Raw genomic sequence first — 18,950 nt, forward strand, 5'->3', positions numbered from 1 at the left:
TCACGTTCGCCCCTGGGCGCACCGCTCACGTCTCTCGTATAAGGCGCTCTGGTTCGCGAATCTGGATTCTGAGGGGCTGCTCAACGGCCTGGCCAGCTTAGCGATGCTGCGCCGCGCCCAAGTGGGAGTGATCTTCGCGTACTCTACGACGCGAACAATCCCAGACCGGCGCCCCCTCTCCGTGCTGGTCGAGCGGCTGCGCGTGCTGCCGACGGAAGCCGCAAATGCAGGCCGGTAAAATAATCAGCAGTGCATGATAGGACACGACAGCTCCACTCCGCCCTTCCCTATGCTCCTGTCTGTGGTTTGCGTGCTGCGCAATCAAGCCAAACACCTGGAGGAACTCGTTTGCGAAGTCTCCAGCCAACTTGCGTCGCTTGTGACAGATTATGAGTTTATCGTCGTTGACAACGCCTCGGAAGATGACAGCATGAGGGTGCTCAAACGACTCACCAGCGAGTCGGGCTACCCCAATTTACAGGTGTATGCGCTGACCAAGGCGGTGGACGACTCCACGGCGTGCTGGGCAGGAATCGAGAATGCGCTGGGCGATTTCGTTGCCGTGCTCGATCCCCTTGTGGACGACATCCGTTTTTTGCCGACCATGCTTGAGCGCGCGGCTGACGGTGCCGATGTGGTCTTCGCGCGGAACCAACAAAAGCCACAGCAAGGCTTCGCCTACAGGATAGCGTCTTCCATTTTCAACCTGCTCTACCGATTGTTCAACGGCGTGGACCTTTCCAAAGAAGCGCCAAGCTATCGGCTGCTCAGCAGGCGGGTGGTGAACTTCATCCTTCGACACCCTCAGCCGGTCATTAGTTACAGATACCTGCCTGCGACAAGCGGTTTCGCTCGCGTGAATCTCGAGTACAGCGCCGCCCCGCGCACCCAATTCAACAAAAAGCTCAGCCAGAGCATTGAACAAGGCATCCGTCTTATCTTCTCAACCACGCGTACGCCGATGCGCATGGTGACCTCGCTGTCACTCTTCGGCGCTGTCGCCAACCTGCTTTACTCCATCTATGTGGTGCTGATCGGCATCTTCAAGCGCGATGTGGCCCCTGGTTGGATCAGCCTGTCGCTCCAGCAGTCTGGTATGTTCTTTCTCCTGTCTCTGGTGTTGCTGGTGCTGGGCGAATACATCTTGAACATGGTCCGGCTGAACAACGAAGGCCCGCCCTACCACGTCAGTCAGGAATTGACCAGCGCGCGCCTCACCCGTAAAGAGAGGCTCAACGTTGAGGAAGCTGAACCCCAACCGTCGAACCGACTGCAAGATGCGCGCCTATGACAACTGTAGACGTTGTGATCATCGGCGGCGGCTTTTACGGGTGCGTCATCGCCATTTACCTTGCCCAGAGAGGGGAATTCAAGCGCATCGTGCTTTTCGAGCGGGATGACCAGCTATTGGGCCGCGCCTCATACAACAACCAGGCGCGCATCCACGCCGGCTACCACTACCCGCGCAGCTTCACCACCGCCTTTCGCAGTCGCGTGAATCTTCCCCGCTTTGTGCGCGATTGGCCCGACGCGGTGCAGAGCGACTTTATCAAGCTTTACGCTATTGCCAGGCGCAACTCCAAGGTCACCGCGAAACAGTTCGAGCGATTCTGCGCTGAGATCGGCGCCAAGCTGCAGCCTGCCGAAGCCGCGCTCAAACGACTCTTCGATCCACACCTGGTAGAGGAAGTTTTCCTCACAGAGGAATATGCTTTCGACCCAACAAAGCTGGCAGAATGGGCGCGGCGAGAGCTGCGCCAGGCCGGCGTGCAGGTTTACTATCGAACGACGGTGACAGCCGTTGCTCGTGCTCAGGTCGGCGCGGGGCTGCGTGTGACGGTCAAGCTGCCCAACGGCGCGCTGGAGTCGCTCGCGTGTCGCTATGTCTTCAACTGCACGTATAGCTGGCTCAATCAACTGCAAGGCGACTTCCCAGGCGTCCAGACCAGCCTCAAGCATGAGATCACCGAGCTTGCGCTGGTCGAGCCTCCGCCAGAGCTGAGAGAGATAGGCGTCACCGTTATGGATGGGCCGTTCTTTTCCATCATGCCATTTCCTGCGCGGCGGCTACACACGATGTCGCACGTTCGCTACACACCTCATCTGAGCTGGAAAGACGAGCGCGGCAGTGACCCCTATCTAAAGTTAGCTGCGTATGACCAACAGACGCGCGTGGATCGCATGTTGAGAGACGCAAGCCGCTATCTGCCTTGTGTGCTCAAGGCGAGATACGTAGACTCCCTGTTTGAGGTCAAAACTGTGCTGGTTAAAAATGAGGGCGACGACGGCCGGCCGATTCTCTTCGAGAAGTATACTGCGCTGCCAGGCTGTTACTCCGTGCTAGGGGGAAAGATAGATAACATCTACGACGTGCTAGAGCGCCTGGAACAGGAGATTGCACTGCCTCAACACGAAAAGGCGGAGGTGGCATGAGCAACGCCCTTATCGGCTACACCGGTTTCGTTGGGAGCACAATACTAAAACAGACAAACATCTTCGATGCGCTCTATCGCTCAACTAACATCCACGACATTTGCCATCGCACGTTTGAGATGATCGTGTGCGCCGGCGCGCCCGCCCAGAAGTGGATCGCTAACCGCGAGCCAGAGCAGGACCGAAGCAACATCGAGCGGCTGATGGATTGCCTTCGGACCGTTGACTGTCAACATTTCATCCTGATCAGCACGGTGGATGTCTTCAAGACGCCAGTGGAGGTTGACGAGTCATCGCCAGTAGAAGAAACCGGCTTGCATCCCTATGGGCTTCATCGCCGACTGCTTGAGAAGTTCGTCGAAGAGCGCTTCCCACGGCATCTCATTGTTCGCCTGCCGGGGCTGGTCGGCCCAGGGTTGCGCAAGAACGTGATCTACGACTTGCATCACCATAACAACCTCCACGCTGTGGACAGCCGAGGTATCTTTCAGTTCTACCCGATGGTAGGCTTATGGTCTGATATCCAAACTGCGCGCGAAGCCGGCTTATCCCTCGTGCACTTGACGGCTGAGCCGATCAGCGTGGCCGACGCTGCGCTGCACGGCTTCGGGCATCCTTTTGTGCAAACCCTAGACGGCACGCCGGCGCACTACGACATGCAGACCAAGTTCGCTACCCTTTTCGGCGCGCGGGGACGCTACCAGTACAGCGCGCGGGAAAGCATCATGGCGATCCGCTGCTACGCGCAGTCGGAACCTCGCTGAGCCAGACCAGGCGCAAAAAAGATGCGGCTAGCTATCTCTAACCTTGCTTGGGACGCTGCCGAAGACACCGAAGTGGCAGCCATGCTCGGCGAGTTTGGCGTCAACGCGATTGACGTCGTGCCAGGAAAGTACTTTCCCACGCCACAGGAGGTGGAAGATGCGGCGATCAAGCGCGTCAAACAGTGGTGGGCGGAGCGCAGTATCGAGATCACCGGCATGCAAGCGCTGCTGTTCGGTGCTTCGGGCCTAAACTTATTCGGCGAGGCTGCCGTCCAGGAAGCCATGCTGACGCGCCTGCGCTCGATATGCCGCATTGGGGCTGGCCTCGGCGCGCGGCGTTTGGTGTTCGGCTCACCCCGAAACCGCGACCGCAGCGGCTTGAGCGACGCGCAGGCGCTCGAACAGGCTGTGACCTTCTTTCGTCGGCTGGGCGACATTGCGCAGGCGTATGGAGTTGTGATTTGCCTCGAACCCAACCCCGTAGAGTACGGCGCGAACTTCATGACCAACAGCCAGGAGACCGCCGCCGTCGTGACAGCCTTGAGCCATCCCGCTATCAAGATGCAGTTCGACACCGGCGCTATGACCCTCAACGGCGAGAAGCCGGAGGAAGTGCTGAAAGCGTATGCGCACCTCATCGGCCACGTCCACATCAGCGAGCCTCACCTGGCACCCATCGGGGACGGCGAGACCGATCACCGCGCTGCGCGCGACGCGCTGCAGCGCTACCTGCCCGAACACGTCATCGCGATCGAGATGGCGGCGACAAAGGACGAGCCTCACACCGCATCCATTCAGCGCGCGCTCGCCAGGGCAGTCGCGTGGTACTGCGCGAGCTAAACCACACGCATATGACCAGCACAGCTTACGACGCAAGAGACGCAACCGGCGACATTGACCCCGCTTACCGCGCCACATGGGCAGTGCCCGCCATGGAGACGCCGCTATGGCTGGGCAAACAGCATACCCACTGCGTCGTCATTCCGGTGATTAACGAAGGCGAACGCATTCGGCGCTTGCTTCGACGCATGACGAACCATCGCATCGCAGACATCGCCGACATCATCATCGTAGACGGCGGCAGCACCGACGGCTCGCTGGCGCTGGAGGTCTTACAGCGACACAACGTGTGCGGCCTGCTGGTCAAAACCGGCCCAGGCAAACTCAGCGCACAGCTTCGATGCGCCTACGCCTTTGCGCTCGACCAAGGCTATCAAGGCATCATCACCATAGACGGCAACAACAAAGATGACCCAGAGGCGATCCCGCGCTTTGTCGTCGCTTTAGAGCAGGGCTTTGACTTTGTCCAGGCCTCTCGATTCCTGCCCGGCGGCAGGGGGGTGAACACGCCGCTGCTCCGGCACCTTGCCGTGCGATACATTCATGCCCCCTTGCTCAGCCTTGCTTCTGGTTTCAAGTGGACCGACACCACTCAAGGCTTTCGCGCATACAGCCGAAGGCTGCTGCTGGATGAACGACTTGCGCCGTTCAGAGACGTCTTCAACACCTACGAGCTGCTCGCCTACATCTCCTACCGCACCCCTAGACTCGGCTACCGGTGCATTGAGATCCCGACCGTCCGCGAATACCCCCCCGATCAGGTGCCGACCAAGATTGGCGGGGTTGCCGGCAACTTAAAGCTGCTTTCCATCCTCTTTGCGGCGTGCTTGTCGAAGTACAACCCTTAGCCTAGCTTCCGGGTCGCTACGCGTTGTGGCCCTAATTGGACTTTCACTTGAAGCGTGTATCCGATACCATGTGGGCATGATAACCAAGCAACAATGCCGTTGAATTTCTGATTTGCACCATCGGCAACTTCATGAGCACACACCTTGCCGAGCATTTGGATGATGTTCGCCATGACGTCATCACCGACGATTTGAGTCAGGTGCGTCGTACCACGCCTGGTCTGTGGGATTTGATAGATTATGGCCATCCCGTTTTACTCAAAACCGCCTGAGGCAGCTATGACACAAAGGGTGAGACTTAACATTACCGCTACACTCAGCATCCTGGTCGCATCGCTCGGCATTGCTATTCCTGCCCTCATGCTGATACTCCGCGTCGAATTCGGCCAAGCCTACACAGAGTTCCTGGCTGGCGATGTGACCACCTTCAAGGCCCTGGGGAAGCAGCAGGACCTCGTCGCCATGCCGGTGTTTATCCTGGCCTTCTATGTTTCTTTCTCCGTGCTCAGCAGAGTAACCCGAGAAATCCACTATCATGCCGACGCCATAGCCGCCACCGCCTTTGTCGAGCAAATCGCTTGGTGGTCAATTCCCTTTTACTTCGGCCTTGCCACAATTCTTCAGGAATCTCAATTGACGCTCACGCGCGCTGAGCTGCTGATATCAGCGCTCGGCATCATCTCTTTGACTGCTATCGTGGCCTTCAACAGGCGCTCATTGCAAGCGGCTGACATACGCACCTGGAGCGTTTTGCTTTTTCTTGCCTTTCTACTGGCGCTCATCCCTGTCAACCTGGCTGCTCTGTTGAGCAGAGCACCTATGAGCCTCGTTGGTCACTTTGACCATACGGCCTTCGCCCAAGCCAGCGAGGCGCTGCTGATCGTCTGTCCTGCGTTGATGGTGCTGCTGTTACTCCTTTCGCCACGGGTGAACGCTCAATCTTGGTTTGTCAGAGTACTGTATTGGCTATCGTATGCGACTCTGCCCCTGCTCTTTGTCACCTTATACCCCGCCAAATTGTTTGACGCTTCAACATCTCAGCTCTACGCCTACCCTGCCACCCTATACCTGAAAGCGGCTATCCTGATCTTGCTGCTCGTCTCTTATGCGGATGTGCTCATCCGGTTCAGGAAGCTGAACCCGGCAGACCTTGGCCGCGCCATCTCACCCTTTGCGCTGCTGGCGCTCGTGCTTGCAATACGCGAAGGTGTGACTATTCCTCCCCTCCTCAGCGCCGATGATTACCACTTTGGCGAGCGGCTTATCGGCCGATGGAGCTACGCACATGGCTTTTTGCCTTATGTGGATTACATACCCCAGCACGGTTTGCTCGATGATGATCTTGCGGCGTTTATCTCGTTTGTCTTCTACGACGGCTCAGCTGCAACTCTCCCCGACGCTTCTCGCCTAACTGCAGCGCTGCTCGTCGCGATTGCTTTCTTCTCTATCTATGCCTTTACAGGGAGCAAAGCACTCAGCGCTGCAGTAGGCCTGACTATCTCTACGATTCGACTATGGATAGCGTTCTTCGTTCCTTTCATCTGTCTGTGGTCAAGCAGCCGGCTGCGCTCGCGCCCGTCTGTGTGGCTTGGGGCATGGTTGCTGGGCGCCATTGTCTTGATACTCGTGGTTCCTGGTCAGGGCCTCGTCCTGAGCGCCGCCTTCGCTCCTCTCGCCGCGAAGATGGTTTACGACTTACTGCGCGGCAGAAACAGGAAGGAGATCGGCTACCTTGCCGGCTTGGTGATCGGCATCGTTGTGGTTGTTGCTGTCACGCCGCTTTATCGAATGTTGCTTGGAGCTGTTGAATACACCCTGCAGAACAGTGCGATCAACCAGATCAGCTACGGCATCCCCTGGAATTTCAGCTTGAACTCCCCAACTCGAGCCAACAATTTTCTAGAGCTTGGGCTTGAAGTAGGGGGCGCATCCTGGGTTATCCTCTCCATCCTGTTTCTCTTCGCTGCGCAGAGAAAACTTCCGGAGATTGCGAACCGGCAGAGCGACGTGTATGCGCTAGGAGCTGCCTTGATATTTGCTTTGCTGATGACTCCCTATTCTTTCGGAAGAATAGACTGGAACAACTTGGCGCGCTCAATGCTTGTCTCCACATTGGTCTGGTCTGCATTTGCGCCGGCTCTGTTCTGGAAGGCGGCGCAATCTTCCCAACGCGCTTTGCTCGCATTAGCGATCGTCTGCGCGCTCGCTTTGCCCATAGGAGAGCCTAAGCTTCCCTCTCGGCTTACCTCAGCAATCACCCGGCGAATTGAGACGCCGCCCCTGCGCAACGCAGCAAAAGAGGGATTCCCAAACATCGGTCTGGCGCATGTCACTGCTGACCACTGGGCGCGCTTGAGCAGGCTCAAGCAGTTCCTCGACGCGCAACTTGCGCCAACCGAGACCTATCTCGACCTCACCTCACGGAATGCTCACTACTTCTACTTCAACCGACTCCCGCCGATTCCCATCACCGCTCCCTTCAACACGCCTCATCCCGATCAACAAAAGCACGCGGTCAGGATTTTGACGGCTTCAACACCTAGAGTCGCACTCTTCCAAGCTGACAACTCCTTTGGAGCCTTGGCAAACCTTCCCATCCGCAATTACTATTTGTATCGCTTCATCATGGACACTTACCTGCCCAGGATGGAAGACCGCTTCATCCTCGGCTACTCCAGGCAAAGCAGCCTGCTCCCACCGCCCGAGCGCTACATCCTCTCCGCCGAGATCAAAGATCTCACCGACGACAACTGGCTGAACGGGATCAGCCGCAACGAGCCGGCCGTCCTCCTCAACGACCCTGTCCTCGCCTCTATGCTCCAACCCGGCGACTTGCTCCGCTTCGCCGACGGCAAGCCGCGCGCCATCCAGCGCGTCTGGCCGGAAGGCTCTGCGGTTTGGTTTGACGCCGACGCCCCAGCGCCGATTACGCCGATCCAGCAGCGTTTTGTCGAGATCACGGTCAGCCCACAGGTCTATCAGGAATACACTGCCTCGCTCTTCCAGCGCGCCTTCGGCCTTTCCGACCTGCTAAAGCTCCCCCTCGCCTGGGGGCGCTCCGCGCACGCGCTGCAGGGCAAGATGACCTTGGTCGGCGAGCTGCCATCGCCGTTCCACACCTTCCACGTTTCCCCCATGGGAGATGCCTACAAAGCGGAGGGCGATGACCCACAGATTAGCTTCGACATCGCGCACTTCGACATCTCGGGCCGCCAGGCGGGCCTGCTCAAGTTCGACTTCGCCTGCCAAGGACAGAAAGCCGAGCCGCGCCTCGAAGTGTTCTGGTGGGGCGATAGTCGCGGTGGGGCGTTCGAGTCGGCCAGCCTGCGCCTCACCGCCGAGAACGGCACGCTGATTGTGCCGCTGGACGCATCGCCGTGGTGGTATGTCCTGGAGCACGTGAAGGGCATCCGCATAGACCTCGACACCCCGCAGGCTTGCGTGGCCTTCCGCTTGTCCAACCTCGGACTTTACCAGCGCGTGCTGGATTAAAAAGAGATCGCCCCGGCGCTGCCTGTCTGACCTTGCCGATTTTGCGTGAATTGGGCGTGGTCGAAGCCGTTACTGCGGTGTGCGCCAGCAACCACGATGTTTCCCCACAGGACGATAACCTGTTAGCGGTCAATCGGCTCCAAGACCCGCGCCCCCTCTCCAAAGTTGGCGCGTTGCCGGAATCCACCGCCCTGAGCCAAGCCCTTGGCGTTCGATCCGAACAAGCGCACGATGCCCGTCCGGGCGAAACGCTAGATGCGGTCTATCCTCACCACCTCACGATTTGGCAGACTGTCATTCAAAGCGCCGTGCAACGCCATCGCTTGCCGCTCCAGTGGTTGCACTACGACATCACTTCGGCGTATTGCGAGGAGCTGTACACCGAAAGCGAGTTGATCCAATTCCCGCGACCAACGTCCCGACAGCAAGCAGATCGACATCGGACTCAAGTCACCGGTGAAGGTCTGCCTCTGGCGCTTCGGGGGCTGGTCGGCAACACCGCCGATCGCACGACGCCGCGCCAGAATTGCGAAGCGGTGCGGGCGCGGCTGACTGAGAGTCAACGGACGGAAGCCACCATCGTACATGACCGCGCAATGGGTACTCCCGAGACCCTCGTGCGGTTGGCCATCTTGGGTAGGATGAAGCAATCTGTCTCGCCTTTCGCGATGAGCAGGGGGTTGGCCATTAGGGGGATCCTCGTCTTTAGAAGTGTGCGCCGTGGCATGTGGATTATAGGCCGACGGCGCGCCTTCCGGCGCTTCCGCTTCGGCCTTGTGCCGCGATCTCGGTATAATGACGAGTGAGAATAGCAACGAAAGACGATGACCGAGAGGAGTAGGTGGTACCGCGCCGACAGGGAGCGCAGGTCCTAGACTGAGAGCCTGCGCCGGAGGGCAACCGCCGAAGGTCGCTCGTGAGTCAATTCGGTGAACCGCGCCCGGCGCTAGCCGAATTCGGGAACGCCCGTTACAGCGTCCAGAGTGTGCCTGCGCGGGTTGCGCGTGTTTGACTGTGCAGGCGAACGTCGGTGGTACCGCGGGGAGCGCCCTTCTCGTCCGATGCGGATGACGAAGGGCGTTTGTGTTTGTCACGATTGACGACGAGCGACTGGCGAATTTCAGCTAAGACTAGGAACGACCGATGACCGAGCTATCCAAGGCTTACGATCCGAAGGCGGTAGAACGCCGCATCTACGAGTGGTGGGAGAAGCGCGGCTATTTCAAGCCGGAAAGTCAGCGCTATCTCGACCCGAGCGAACCACAGTTCGTCATCACCATCCCGCCGCCCAATGTCACCGGCACGTTGCATATGGGCCACGCGCTGACCAGCGCCATCGAGGACTTGATGACGCGCTACCACCGCATGAAGGGTGCGCGCACGCTGTGGGTGCCCGGCACCGACCATGCGGGCATCGCCACGCAAGCCGTGGTGGAGAAGAAACTGGAGCGGGAAGGGCGCCGCCGGCGAGATATGACTCGCGACGCGTTCCTCGCTGAGGTGTGGGCCTGGAAGGAGCATTCGCAGCGCATCATCAACAGTCAGCAGCGCGCCCTGGGCATCAGCGTGGATTGGGACCGCGAAGCGTTCACCATGGACGAGGCGCGCACCCTCGCCGTGCGCAAGGCGTTCAAACACCTCTATGACAAAGGGCTGATCTACCGCGACACGCGCATGGTGAACTGGGACCCGGTGCAGCTCACCGGCGTGAGCGACCTAGAGGTGGAGACCGAGGAAGAGGGGGAGCCGGGGTTCCTCTATCACGTGCGCTACCCACTGCAGACCAACCGCTGGGAAGGCCCGTTGCACCCCTGGGGCAGTGGGCGCTGGGCCGAGGGCGCAACCGAGTGGATCACCGTTGCCACCACCCGGCCGGAGACCATCCTGGGCGACACGGCGGTGATGGTGCACCCGGAGGACGAGCGCTACACGCACCGCGTGGCTTGCCGCGCGATCTTGCCGGCCATCGGCCGCGAAATCCCCATCATCAGCGACAGCGCTGTCGACATGGCGTTCGGCACCGGCGCGGTGAAGGTGACGCCGGCACATGACTTCGTGGACTACGAAGTGGGCAAGCGCCATCATCTTCCCTTCATCGAGGTGATGGATGAGACGGCCAAGATGAACGCCAACGCCGGCCCCTACGCCGGCCTGGATCGCTTCGAGTGCCGCAAGCGCCTGGTGGCCGACCTGGAGAAGGAAGGACTGCTGGTGAAGGTTGAGCCATACACGATCAAACTGGGCCGCGGCCAGCGCAGCGGCGCCGTCATCGAGCCGCGCATCAGCCTGCAGTGGTGGTGCGATACGAAGGCGATGGCGCAGATGGCTGCCGATGCCGTGCGCAGCGGTCGCATCAAGATCGTGCCGGAGCGCTTCGAGAAAACCTGGTTCCAGTGGCTTGACAACATCCGCGATTGGTGCATCAGCCGTCAATTGTGGTGGGGGCATCAGATCCCCGTGTGGTACGTGGTGAACGCTTCAGCATTGAAGCGCGACCGCGCGGACTTGCCCACGCAATACTGCGCGCTGAGCGAGGAAGAGGCATACCAGGCGGCGCGCGCCGATTGGGGGCCGGACGTGGCGCTGCGCCAGGACGAGGACGTGCTCGACACTTGGTTCTCGTCCGGCTTATGGCCGTTCAGCACGCTGGGCTGGCCGCGCGATACCGAGGATATGCGCCGCTACTACCCTACGACCATGCTAGAGACCGGCTACGACATCCTCTTCTTCTGGGTGGCGCGCATGGTGATGCTGGGGTTGGAGCTGACCGGCGACGTGCCGTTCACCACCGTGTATCTGCACGGCCTGATCCGCACTGCCGACGGCAAGAAGATGAGCAAGAGCCGGCCGGATCAGATCATTGACCCGCTCGAGCTGATTGACACCTACGGCGCCGATGCGCTACGCTTCTTCCTGGTCACGGCCGGCGCGCCCGGCAATGACATCAAGATGGATGCGCGCAAGGTGGACGGCAAATGGCGCAGCGATCGCATCGAGGGTGCGCGCAACTTCGCCAACAAGTTGTGGAACGCCGCGCGGTTCGTGTTGGGGAAGTTGGATGCACCAGCCGAGCCGCCGCGGCCCGAAGGCGCCGACCTGCGCACACTGCCCGATGCGTGGATCCTGGCCCGCATGCGCCGGACGATCTACGACGCGCGCCGGCTGATGGACGACTACCAATACGGCGAAGCCGCCCGATTGATCTACGACTTCATCTGGAGCGACTTTTGCGATTGGTATCTGGAGTTCTCCAAGAACCGGCTCAACCTCGACGTGTTAGTCCAGTCGCTCGACGTGGCGCTGCGTCTGCTGCATCCCTTCATGCCCTTCATCACCGAGGAATTGTGGCAGAAGTTGAAGGAGGCGGCCGCCGGTCGCTGGTCGTTGCCCAGCTTCCAATACCCTGCGCTGATGCTGGCACCCTATCCGCGGCCGGATGAATTGCCCGCCGCCGACGAAGACGCGCTGGCCGGTATGGCGCTGGTGCAGGCAGCCATCCACGCCATCCGCAATGCGCGCGCCGAGCACAACGTGGCGCAGCACCGGCGCATCCCGGCGGTGATCAGCGCCGGCGGGCACAGGGCCTACTTCGAGGCGATGCGCGAGAGCATCCAGGCGCTGGCGCGCGTGAACGACGACTTGATAATCGCCGAGCACGCGCCCGCGCCGGAGCAAGCCGTAACGCTGGCGCTGGGCGACGCGACGGTGTATCTGCCGCTGGCCGGCCTCGTGGACTTGCAAGCCGAGCGCAGGCGCCTGAGCGACGAGATAGCCACGCTGGAAGCGCAGATCGCCAAGAGCGAGCAACTGCTGGATGGCGACTTCAGCCGCCGCGCGCCGGCGGCTGTGGTGGACAAAGAGCGCGCTAAGCTGGCCAACCTGCGCGCCCGCCGCGACGAACTGCGCGCCCGGCTTGATGGTCTGGCCGCCTAGGGCCTCCACCAGAACGCCGCCGGAGGTCTGGAGCGCTCAACGCCGCCGCGCCCCGCCCGGTCGCCCTCGTTGCCGGCGCGTGTCGGCCTATGCCGGCTCGTTCACCCGCATCATGGACAGTCGTATCAGGTCAGGCGCGGCGCGACATCGCCCCTAAAACGCGTCGAATGCCATCCCCGCCATCGTTCCATGCGTGGCGCAACCCCTACTTCGCCGACGGCGGCGGTAGTTTGCGGGCGGCTAGGCGAGCTGCGGCCAAATCCCAAAGCGCGTGGCCGACGCTCTTGAAGATGATCGGCGAAGGCGGCGTTGCCCCTGCGGAGATCGTCGGGGGGGTTCCTGCGACAACCGCTTCCAGCGGCGTCACGCAAGACCAATCTACGCCGGCCTGGATCAGGTCGCCGGCCTCGGCGCGTGCACCCTCGAGCGTATCCGTGAAGATGCGCGCGCGGCGCGCGAGGCTGGCGGGCAACTCGGCCATCTCGGCTGAATAAGCGCCCACGGCGATCACCAGCGCATCATCGCGCACGCGGTCTTCGATCACCGGTTGTCGGCTGGTGGTGGCCGTCACGATGATGCCGCACGCCGGCAACATGTCGCCGACCGTCCCAATGGCCTGCGCATTGATCCCCATCATGCGCCCGTGATGGGCCAGCGCCTCGGCATCGGCGAAAGCGCGCGAGAAGATGAACACGTCGTTCGCCGGCAGCCACTGACCCAGCGCTTCCAGGTGCGCCTTACCTTGTGCGCCCGCGCCGACGATGAGCAGCGCGCCGCGCTTGGCTTCTTCGGACGCGAGCATCTGCGCGGCGAGCAGCGAGAGCGCCGCAGTGCGCCGGGCTGTCACGGCTTGACCGTCGAGGAGCATCAAGCGTTCGCCGGTGTGGGCATTCATCACAATGACTTCGCCATGAATGCTGGGGAGGCCGCGCTCGGTGTTGCGCAGGTGCGCGGTGACGAGCTTGGTGATGGCAATGTCCTGGTCGGCGGCGGGCATCACGAATAACATGCCGCTGTCGCCGATCGGCAGCGTCAACCGTTGAGGGGCTATCGTGATACCGGCGTGCTTGTCGCGTAGCACAGCGCGCAACTCATCGGCCAATTCCAGATAGGGCAAGAGTTGGTGGGTGGTCGCGAAATCGAAAATGCGCACGCGGCAATTGTATGCAAGCGGGCCCCAGACGCCTGCGCGCCGTTAAAATTGCAGCATGGCATCAACGATCAACCCGGAACTGCTCGAGATCTTGCGTTGCCCCTACTGCGTCAGCACATCCACGCGTCAACCCGGCGAAGACCCTGGCCGGCTCATCCTCTACAAGGACTGCTGGTTGATCGAGCCGGTCTATGGGCGCAAGTATCCGATTAAGGACGGCATCCCGATTATGCTGATCGAAGAAGGCGAGAAGTGGATCAACGTGAAACCGGAGGACTTGCCCATTCCGCCGCCTGCTGATTAGTGACGGCGCGCCGGCTGGGTCATGCGCCTGCTCAAAGCGCTCACCCTCCTTTTGGCCACGAGTAGCGTGATCGCGCTCGTCGTCGCATCGCGCGCGACGCCGCGCCCGCTCACCACCATCGCCGCAGTGCAGCCGGCGATGAACTTCGGCTACGTGCGCATCGAGGGCGTGGTCGTTGCCTATCCCACCCTCTCGGAGCAGGACAAGTTTCTGTCATTCCGCGTATGGGACGCCAGCGGGGAACTGCGGGTGACGGCCTATCGCGCCGTGGTGGAACGACTGCTGGCCGAGCGCCGCATCCCTCTGCCCGGCGATCGCGTCCGCGTCGAAGGCACGCTGCGCATCCGCGACGATGAGCCATCGCTCATCTTGAACGCTGCCGAAGGGTTGAGCATTGAGACGCCGCCTGCTTCGGCTATTCGCCTCGCTGAGCTAAACGGTACACCGCTCGGCGAGCGCGTGCAAACTACCGGTCAGGTTCGTCGTATCCGCAACGTCGGCAACCGGCTGCGCGTCATCTCGGTCCGCGACGGCGATGCCACTGCCGAAGTTGTCTCTGCGCTCGATCTATCGGTGATCGTCACCCCGCCGCCGCTCGGCGCCGGCCAGTGGATCCGCGTCACCGGCGCAGTGGGGGAGTATCGCGGCGCGAAGCAAGTGCTGTCGTCTCATGTGGACATCGTTCAAGGCGACCGGATACCTTCAGCCGACTATTTCCGTTCCATCGCCGAACTCGATGAGCGCCTGCTGAGCCGCTGGGTGGGCGTCGAGGGCGTGGTGAGCGACCTCCGGCCGTTCAGGCAAGGCATGCGCGCCGACGTGACCGACGCATCGGGAGCTTCGATCGTCGTCGTGATGTTTGATTCGGTGTGGCAGCATTTGCCCTTCTCGACGACGCTGAGCGTAGGCGACCGGGTTCGTATCGAGGGCGAGCTGGCTGAGTACCGCGGACAAATCGAGCTGCTGCCTGAGCTGCCGGCGGATGTCGGCCTGGCGGGTGCCTCGCGCGCTTCACCGTGAACCGCCGCTGACTCAGCGAGTGAGCCGGAGCGCCACTGCGTTGACCTGGGTGCGCACCGCGTGCCCCTCAGCGTAGAGCTTAATCGCCTCAATCGTCTCCACGTCAGGGAGATAAAGGTAGAGATTCTCCGATTCCCAGCGCATGCGCTGGCCCAGTGGCATTTTGATGTGCTTGCGCTGCGGATTGGTGAGGATCGAATCGGGCAAACTGAGCGCTCCCGGCTGGATTTGGGGTGTGCCGTTGGCGTAGAACCCTTGAATCCACTCGCGCGAGCGCCCTTTCGTGTCACGCCAGGCGATGGAGACGAAAAGCGGACACTCGCTGCCGGCGCTGGCGCACACCGGCAGCTCTTGGAACAAGATGGCGAAATCCAATACCAGCCGCAGGTCGCGCCCGTTGTTGACCCGCGCATCAAGCGTCTGGATGATGCCGGTACGCCCCCATCCCAGTCCCTCGCCCATGCGCTCAAGGATAAGCGCTCGCGTCGCGCCATCCTCGACGATCTTGGCTGTGCCGAGCGGCGCATTCGGCGCGGCGGTCAGCGTTTCCACTCGCCACAAGGGCTGCAGCGACTCCTGGAATTGGCCATTGCGAACGAGATTGCGCGGCGGCGGCATGAGGCCGGCGACGCTGGACATCGTCACCACGGTGTGCTGGCCTGACGACACGTTGAGCGACATTTCCCCACCATGCGTCACGGCCACAGCGCTGCCCTCCGCCACATCCAGTCGCAGCGCGTCGTTGAGTTGCTCGACGACGTATAAGCCGGGCGTGCTGATCAACACGCTGCCGTGATCGCTTGCAAAGCGCAAGTTGAATTTGCGACGCGGCGCGTGGATGGCAGCTTGGACTCGGCCGCCGACGAGCCGGAAGGCGAATTCATCACCCAGGGCACTGGCGCTAAAACGCGGAAGCCGTGCCCGCTCGACACGCAGCCGGGCGTTCGGATACAACTGCATGGTCAACAACGGGCGCGGGGGGGACGAAGCGTTATCCAGCAGCGTGAGCAGGCCGGCGGAGTCGGCGCCGAGCGCGACGAGGCTGCCTTCACTGATGTCATATCCGTCCAACGACACGACGCTCGGCGGGTCGCGATCGGTCTGCGTCGGCCGCCACACGCTCATCTGGCCGGCTTGCAGCTTGACGTTGATGCCGGCCTCAACCGTGGCCGTGTTATAGAAGGCCAACGCTGCCGCTGGCACGCCGACGGCCAGCGCGCAACATGTAAACAACGACGCAAACAGGACGATCCACGCTGTTCGTTCGGGAGAGCGTTTCACAGAAGTCAGAAGCCAAAGTCCAGAAGCCGGAGTCCAGAAATCCGGTTTCAGAAGTCGAGCACCGGTTTTCTACTCCCACGTCTTGCGCAGGCTCCAACGCCAATGCGAGGCCCGCCCGTGATCGGTGCGTTCGATGCGCTCGGCGGCCTCGCGCCCCTGCCGGTGCGCAATCAGCGTAGCCGCGATGGCGGCCACGTCGCTGTGAGCCTGGGACTGCTCCTCAAGCTCGAAGCGATCTTCGACGAAACGCGTGTCGAACTGGCCGGCCTGGAAGCGCGTCGAGCGGAAGAGTTGTTGGTGGAACGGCACATTGGTCTTCACGCCCATGATGCGGAATTCGTTCAGCGCGCGCTTCATGCGCAGGATCGCCTCGGCGCGCGTGTCGCCCCAGCAGATCAGCTTGGCGATCATCGAATCGTAGTACGGCGTGATCTCGTAGCCCTCATATACGCCACTTTCTACGCGCACCCCCGGCCCGGTCGGGAAGTTGATGCGCTTGATCAGGCCGGTGCTGGGCATGAAATTGGCGAACGGGTCCTCGGCGTTGATCCGGCACTCGATGGCCCAACCGGTCATCTTGATGTTCTTTTGCTTGTAGCGCAGCGGCCGTCCGCGCGCGATGCGAATCTGCTCCTTGACGATGTCCACGCCCGTCACGCGTTCGGTAATCGGGTGCTCTACTTGCAGGCGTGTGTTCATCTCCATGAAGTAGAAGTTGCCCTGCTTGTCGAGCAGGCATTCGATTGTGCCGGCGTTGACGTAGTTCACCGCCTGCGCGGCGCGCACGGCCATCTCGCCCATCTTGGCGCGCAGTTCCGGGTTCATCGCCGGCGATGGACACTCTTCCACCAGTTTCTGGCGCCGGCGTTGCAGGCTGCATTCGCGCTCGCCCAAATGGATAATGTTGCCGTGATGATCGCCCAGGAGTTGGAATTCGATGTGCCGGGCGCCTTCGACCAGCTTCTCGAGATATACCGAGCCGTCGCCGAAGGCCGACTCGGCCTCGCGCCGCGCGCTGGCCAGCAACGCCGGCATCTCCTCCAGGCTGTGCACTTCGCGCTGCCCCTTGCCGCCGCCGCCGGCGCTGGCCTTGATCAACAGGGGGAAGCCTATCTTGGGCGCAATGTTCAGCAGCTCCTCGTCCGATAGATTCGCCTCGCCTTCCGTTCCAGGGATGACGGCGACGCCGGCGCGCTGCACCGTTGCGCGCGCCACGGCTTTGTCGCCCATCTTGGCGATGGCGCTCGGCGATGGGCCGATGAAGACGATGCCCTCGTCGGCACAGGCCTGGGCGAAATCCTCGCGCTCGGCCAGGAAGCCGTAACCGGGATGAATCGCGTCAGCCTCGGATTTCTTCGCGACCTCGAGGATCTTGTCAATCCGAAGATACGAGTCGCGCGAGGGCGGCGGGCCGATGTGATACGCCTCGTCGGCAAAGCGCACATGCAGCGCGTTGCGGTCCACATCGGAATAGACTGCGACCGTGCCGATGCCCAGCTCGTTGCAGGCACGAATGATGCGCACGGCGATTTCGCCACGGTTAGCAATCAGAACCTTCTTGAACATGGCGCGCATCCAATCTTAACACCGACTGCGCGGGTAGGCGAACATGCGCACAGAGGGTATGGCCGATGCCATCGGCGATGGGGGCTGTGCAAATCGCCGCTTCACGGTTTAATAGGCGTCCCATGAAGCTACGAATCGCTGTTCTTCCGGGCGATGGCATCGGGCCAGAGGTGTGCGCCGAAGCCGTCGCCGTGCTCCAGGCGCTTGGCCTTGACCTGGAGCTGCACACCGCCCTGGTTGGGGGATGCGCCATTGACGCGCAAGGTACAGCGTTGCCCGACGAGGCGTTGCGAATAGCTCAAGACGCCGACGCTGTGCTGTTCGGCGCGGTCGGCATGGCCAAGTTCGATAAAGATCCCACCGCCAAAGTCCGACCCGAGCAGGCGATCCTGGGCCTACGCAAAGGCTTGGGGCTGTTCGCCAACCTGCGGCCGGTGAAGGCGTACGACGCGTTGCTCGACGCCTCGACGCTCAAGCCAGAAGTCATCCGAGGCGTGGATCTGATCATCCTGCGCGAGCTGACCGGCGGGACGTATTTCGGCAAGCCGCAAGGCCAATCCGGCGAAGCGCCCCATCGCCAGGCGGTGGACACTACCTTCTACACCGAAGACGAGGTGCGCCGATTGATGATCATGGCCTTCGAGTTGGCGCGCGGGCGCAAGAAGAAGGTGACGCAGGCCGATAAGGCCAACGTCATGGCCACCGGCCGGCTATGGCGACAGGTGGCGCACGAGGTTCGGGAGGAGTATCCTGATGTCGAGTATGAGGACATGTACGCCGACGCCTGCGCCATGCATCTGCTGCGCAATCCGCGCGCCTTCGACATCATCGCAACCGAGAACCTGTTCGGCGACATCCTCAGTGACGAGGCTTCCATGTTGACCGGCTCGATGGGGATGCTGCCGAGCGCATCCCTCGGCGATGCGCTCAACCGACATGGCTATCGGCGCGGCCTCTATGAGCCTATCCACGGCGCGGCGCACGACATCGCCGGCCAAGGCGTCGCCAACCCATTGGCGATGATCCTGAGCGCGGCCATGATGCTGCGCTGGTCGTTCGGGTTGCATCGCGAAGCCGAGCGCATCGAGCAGGCGGTGGCGCGCGCGCTGGATGACGGCCTGCGCTGCGGCGACATCAAGCAACCCGGCACGACCGTGCTCGGCACGCGGGAGATGGGGCAGGCCGTGATCGCGCGCCTGTAATATGCGCCGGACACGCTTGGACAGGCTCGGCCCACGCGACGCATCCTGAGCCTGTCGCAGGGTGTGCCCGTCGTAGAGCCCGTTGTCCAAGAAGTAGACTGCTCTAGAATACGC

General features: G+C 61.6%; 15 protein-coding genes. 11 read left to right on the plus strand and 4 right to left on the minus strand.

The genetic code is table 11. The annotated features are described in order from the left end of the window. Nucleotides 1–253 precede the first annotated feature (253 nt). The 7 genes from GXH28_RS01985 to GXH28_RS02015 all read left to right on the plus strand — a co-directional run bounded on the left by GXH28_RS01985 (nt 254) and on the right by GXH28_RS02015 (nt 8,377). On the plus strand, nt 254–1,291 hold the full coding sequence (locus GXH28_RS01985; protein WP_169237329.1) for a glycosyltransferase: 1,038 nt from the start codon (nt 254–256) through the stop codon (nt 1,289–1,291). Next, entirely contained in the window at nt 1,288–2,433 is a 1,146-nt protein-coding gene (locus GXH28_RS01990) for an FAD-dependent oxidoreductase (protein WP_169237330.1), read from the plus strand. Before GXH28_RS01985 ends, GXH28_RS01990 begins: the two co-directional genes overlap by 4 nt. Then, nucleotides 2,430–3,197 (plus strand): NAD(P)-dependent oxidoreductase, encoded by a 768-nt coding sequence (locus tag GXH28_RS01995; RefSeq protein ID WP_169237331.1) that lies wholly within the window; start codon nt 2,430–2,432, stop codon nt 3,195–3,197. Before GXH28_RS01990 ends, GXH28_RS01995 begins: the two co-directional genes overlap by 4 nt. A gap of 21 nt (nt 3,198–3,218) precedes the next feature. Then, nucleotides 3,219–4,037, plus strand: coding sequence for a sugar phosphate isomerase/epimerase family protein (locus tag GXH28_RS02000; RefSeq protein WP_169237332.1), 819 nt, complete (start codon nt 3,219–3,221; stop codon nt 4,035–4,037). 11 nt (nt 4,038–4,048) lie between these two features. Beyond that, on the plus strand, nt 4,049–4,885 hold the full coding sequence (locus tag GXH28_RS02005; protein ID WP_169237333.1) for a glycosyltransferase family 2 protein: 837 nt from the start codon (nt 4,049–4,051) through the stop codon (nt 4,883–4,885). A gap of 131 nt (nt 4,886–5,016) precedes the next feature. Next, nucleotides 5,017–5,157: a hypothetical protein gene (locus tag GXH28_RS02010; protein ID WP_169237334.1), complete on the plus strand. Its 141-nt coding sequence runs from the start codon at nt 5,017–5,019 to the stop codon at nt 5,155–5,157. Beyond that, complete coding sequence (locus GXH28_RS02015) at nt 5,126–8,377, plus strand: hypothetical protein (RefSeq protein WP_169237335.1); 3,252 nt, start codon at nt 5,126–5,128, stop codon at nt 8,375–8,377. The genes GXH28_RS02010 and GXH28_RS02015 overlap by 32 nt, the downstream gene beginning before the upstream one ends. A gap of 251 nt (nt 8,378–8,628) precedes the next feature. On the opposite strand, the gene GXH28_RS16025 is transcribed toward GXH28_RS02015, so the two are convergent. After that, entirely contained in the window at nt 8,629–8,964 is a 336-nt protein-coding gene (locus GXH28_RS16025) for a hypothetical protein (RefSeq protein ID WP_206156681.1), read from the minus strand. Nucleotides 8,965–9,520: 556 nt separating this feature from the next. Here GXH28_RS16025 and GXH28_RS02020 point away from each other — a divergent pair. Further along, entirely contained in the window at nt 9,521–12,310 is a 2,790-nt protein-coding gene (locus tag GXH28_RS02020) for a valine--tRNA ligase (protein WP_169237336.1), read from the plus strand. 205 nt (nt 12,311–12,515) lie between these two features. Here GXH28_RS02020 and GXH28_RS02025 read toward each other — a convergent pair whose 3' ends face one another. Beyond that, entirely contained in the window at nt 12,516–13,463 is a 948-nt protein-coding gene (locus GXH28_RS02025) for a delta(1)-pyrroline-2-carboxylate reductase family protein (protein WP_169237337.1), read from the minus strand. 55 nt (nt 13,464–13,518) lie between these two features. Here GXH28_RS02025 and GXH28_RS02030 point away from each other — a divergent pair, with 55 nt between their 5' ends. Both GXH28_RS02030 and GXH28_RS02035 read left to right on the plus strand, forming a co-directional pair. Further along, entirely contained in the window at nt 13,519–13,767 is a 249-nt protein-coding gene (locus GXH28_RS02030; protein WP_169237338.1) for a Trm112 family protein, read from the plus strand. Between the two features lie 21 nt (nt 13,768–13,788). Continuing rightward, the gene (locus tag GXH28_RS02035; protein ID WP_169237339.1) at nt 13,789–14,787 is read left to right on the plus strand and encodes a hypothetical protein; all 999 of its coding nucleotides are present in this window, start codon (nt 13,789–13,791) and stop codon (nt 14,785–14,787) included. 12 nt (nt 14,788–14,799) lie between these two features. Here GXH28_RS02035 and GXH28_RS02040 read toward each other — a convergent pair whose 3' ends face one another. Together GXH28_RS02040 and accC are read right to left on the minus strand one after the other, a co-directional pair. Then, nucleotides 14,800–16,068 (minus strand): hypothetical protein, encoded by a 1,269-nt coding sequence (locus tag GXH28_RS02040; protein WP_169237340.1) that lies wholly within the window; start codon nt 16,066–16,068, stop codon nt 14,800–14,802. Between the two features lie 69 nt (nt 16,069–16,137). Continuing rightward, nucleotides 16,138–17,634 carry an acetyl-CoA carboxylase biotin carboxylase subunit gene (gene accC / locus GXH28_RS02045; RefSeq protein WP_169237341.1) on the minus strand — a complete coding sequence of 499 codons (1,497 nt, stop codon included), beginning with the start codon at nt 17,632–17,634 and terminating at the stop codon, nt 16,138–16,140. Between the two features lie 122 nt (nt 17,635–17,756). On the opposite strand from accC, the gene leuB reads away from it, so the two are divergent. Continuing rightward, nucleotides 17,757–18,836 (plus strand): 3-isopropylmalate dehydrogenase, encoded by a 1,080-nt coding sequence (leuB, locus tag GXH28_RS02050; protein WP_169237342.1) that lies wholly within the window; start codon nt 17,757–17,759, stop codon nt 18,834–18,836. Nucleotides 18,837–18,950: the final 114 nt, after the last annotated feature.

The sequence above is a fragment of the Candidatus Roseilinea sp. NK_OTU-006 genome (assembly GCF_012931985.1).
Taxonomy (GTDB): Bacteria; Chloroflexota; Anaerolineae; order J036; family Brachytrichaceae; genus JAAFGM01.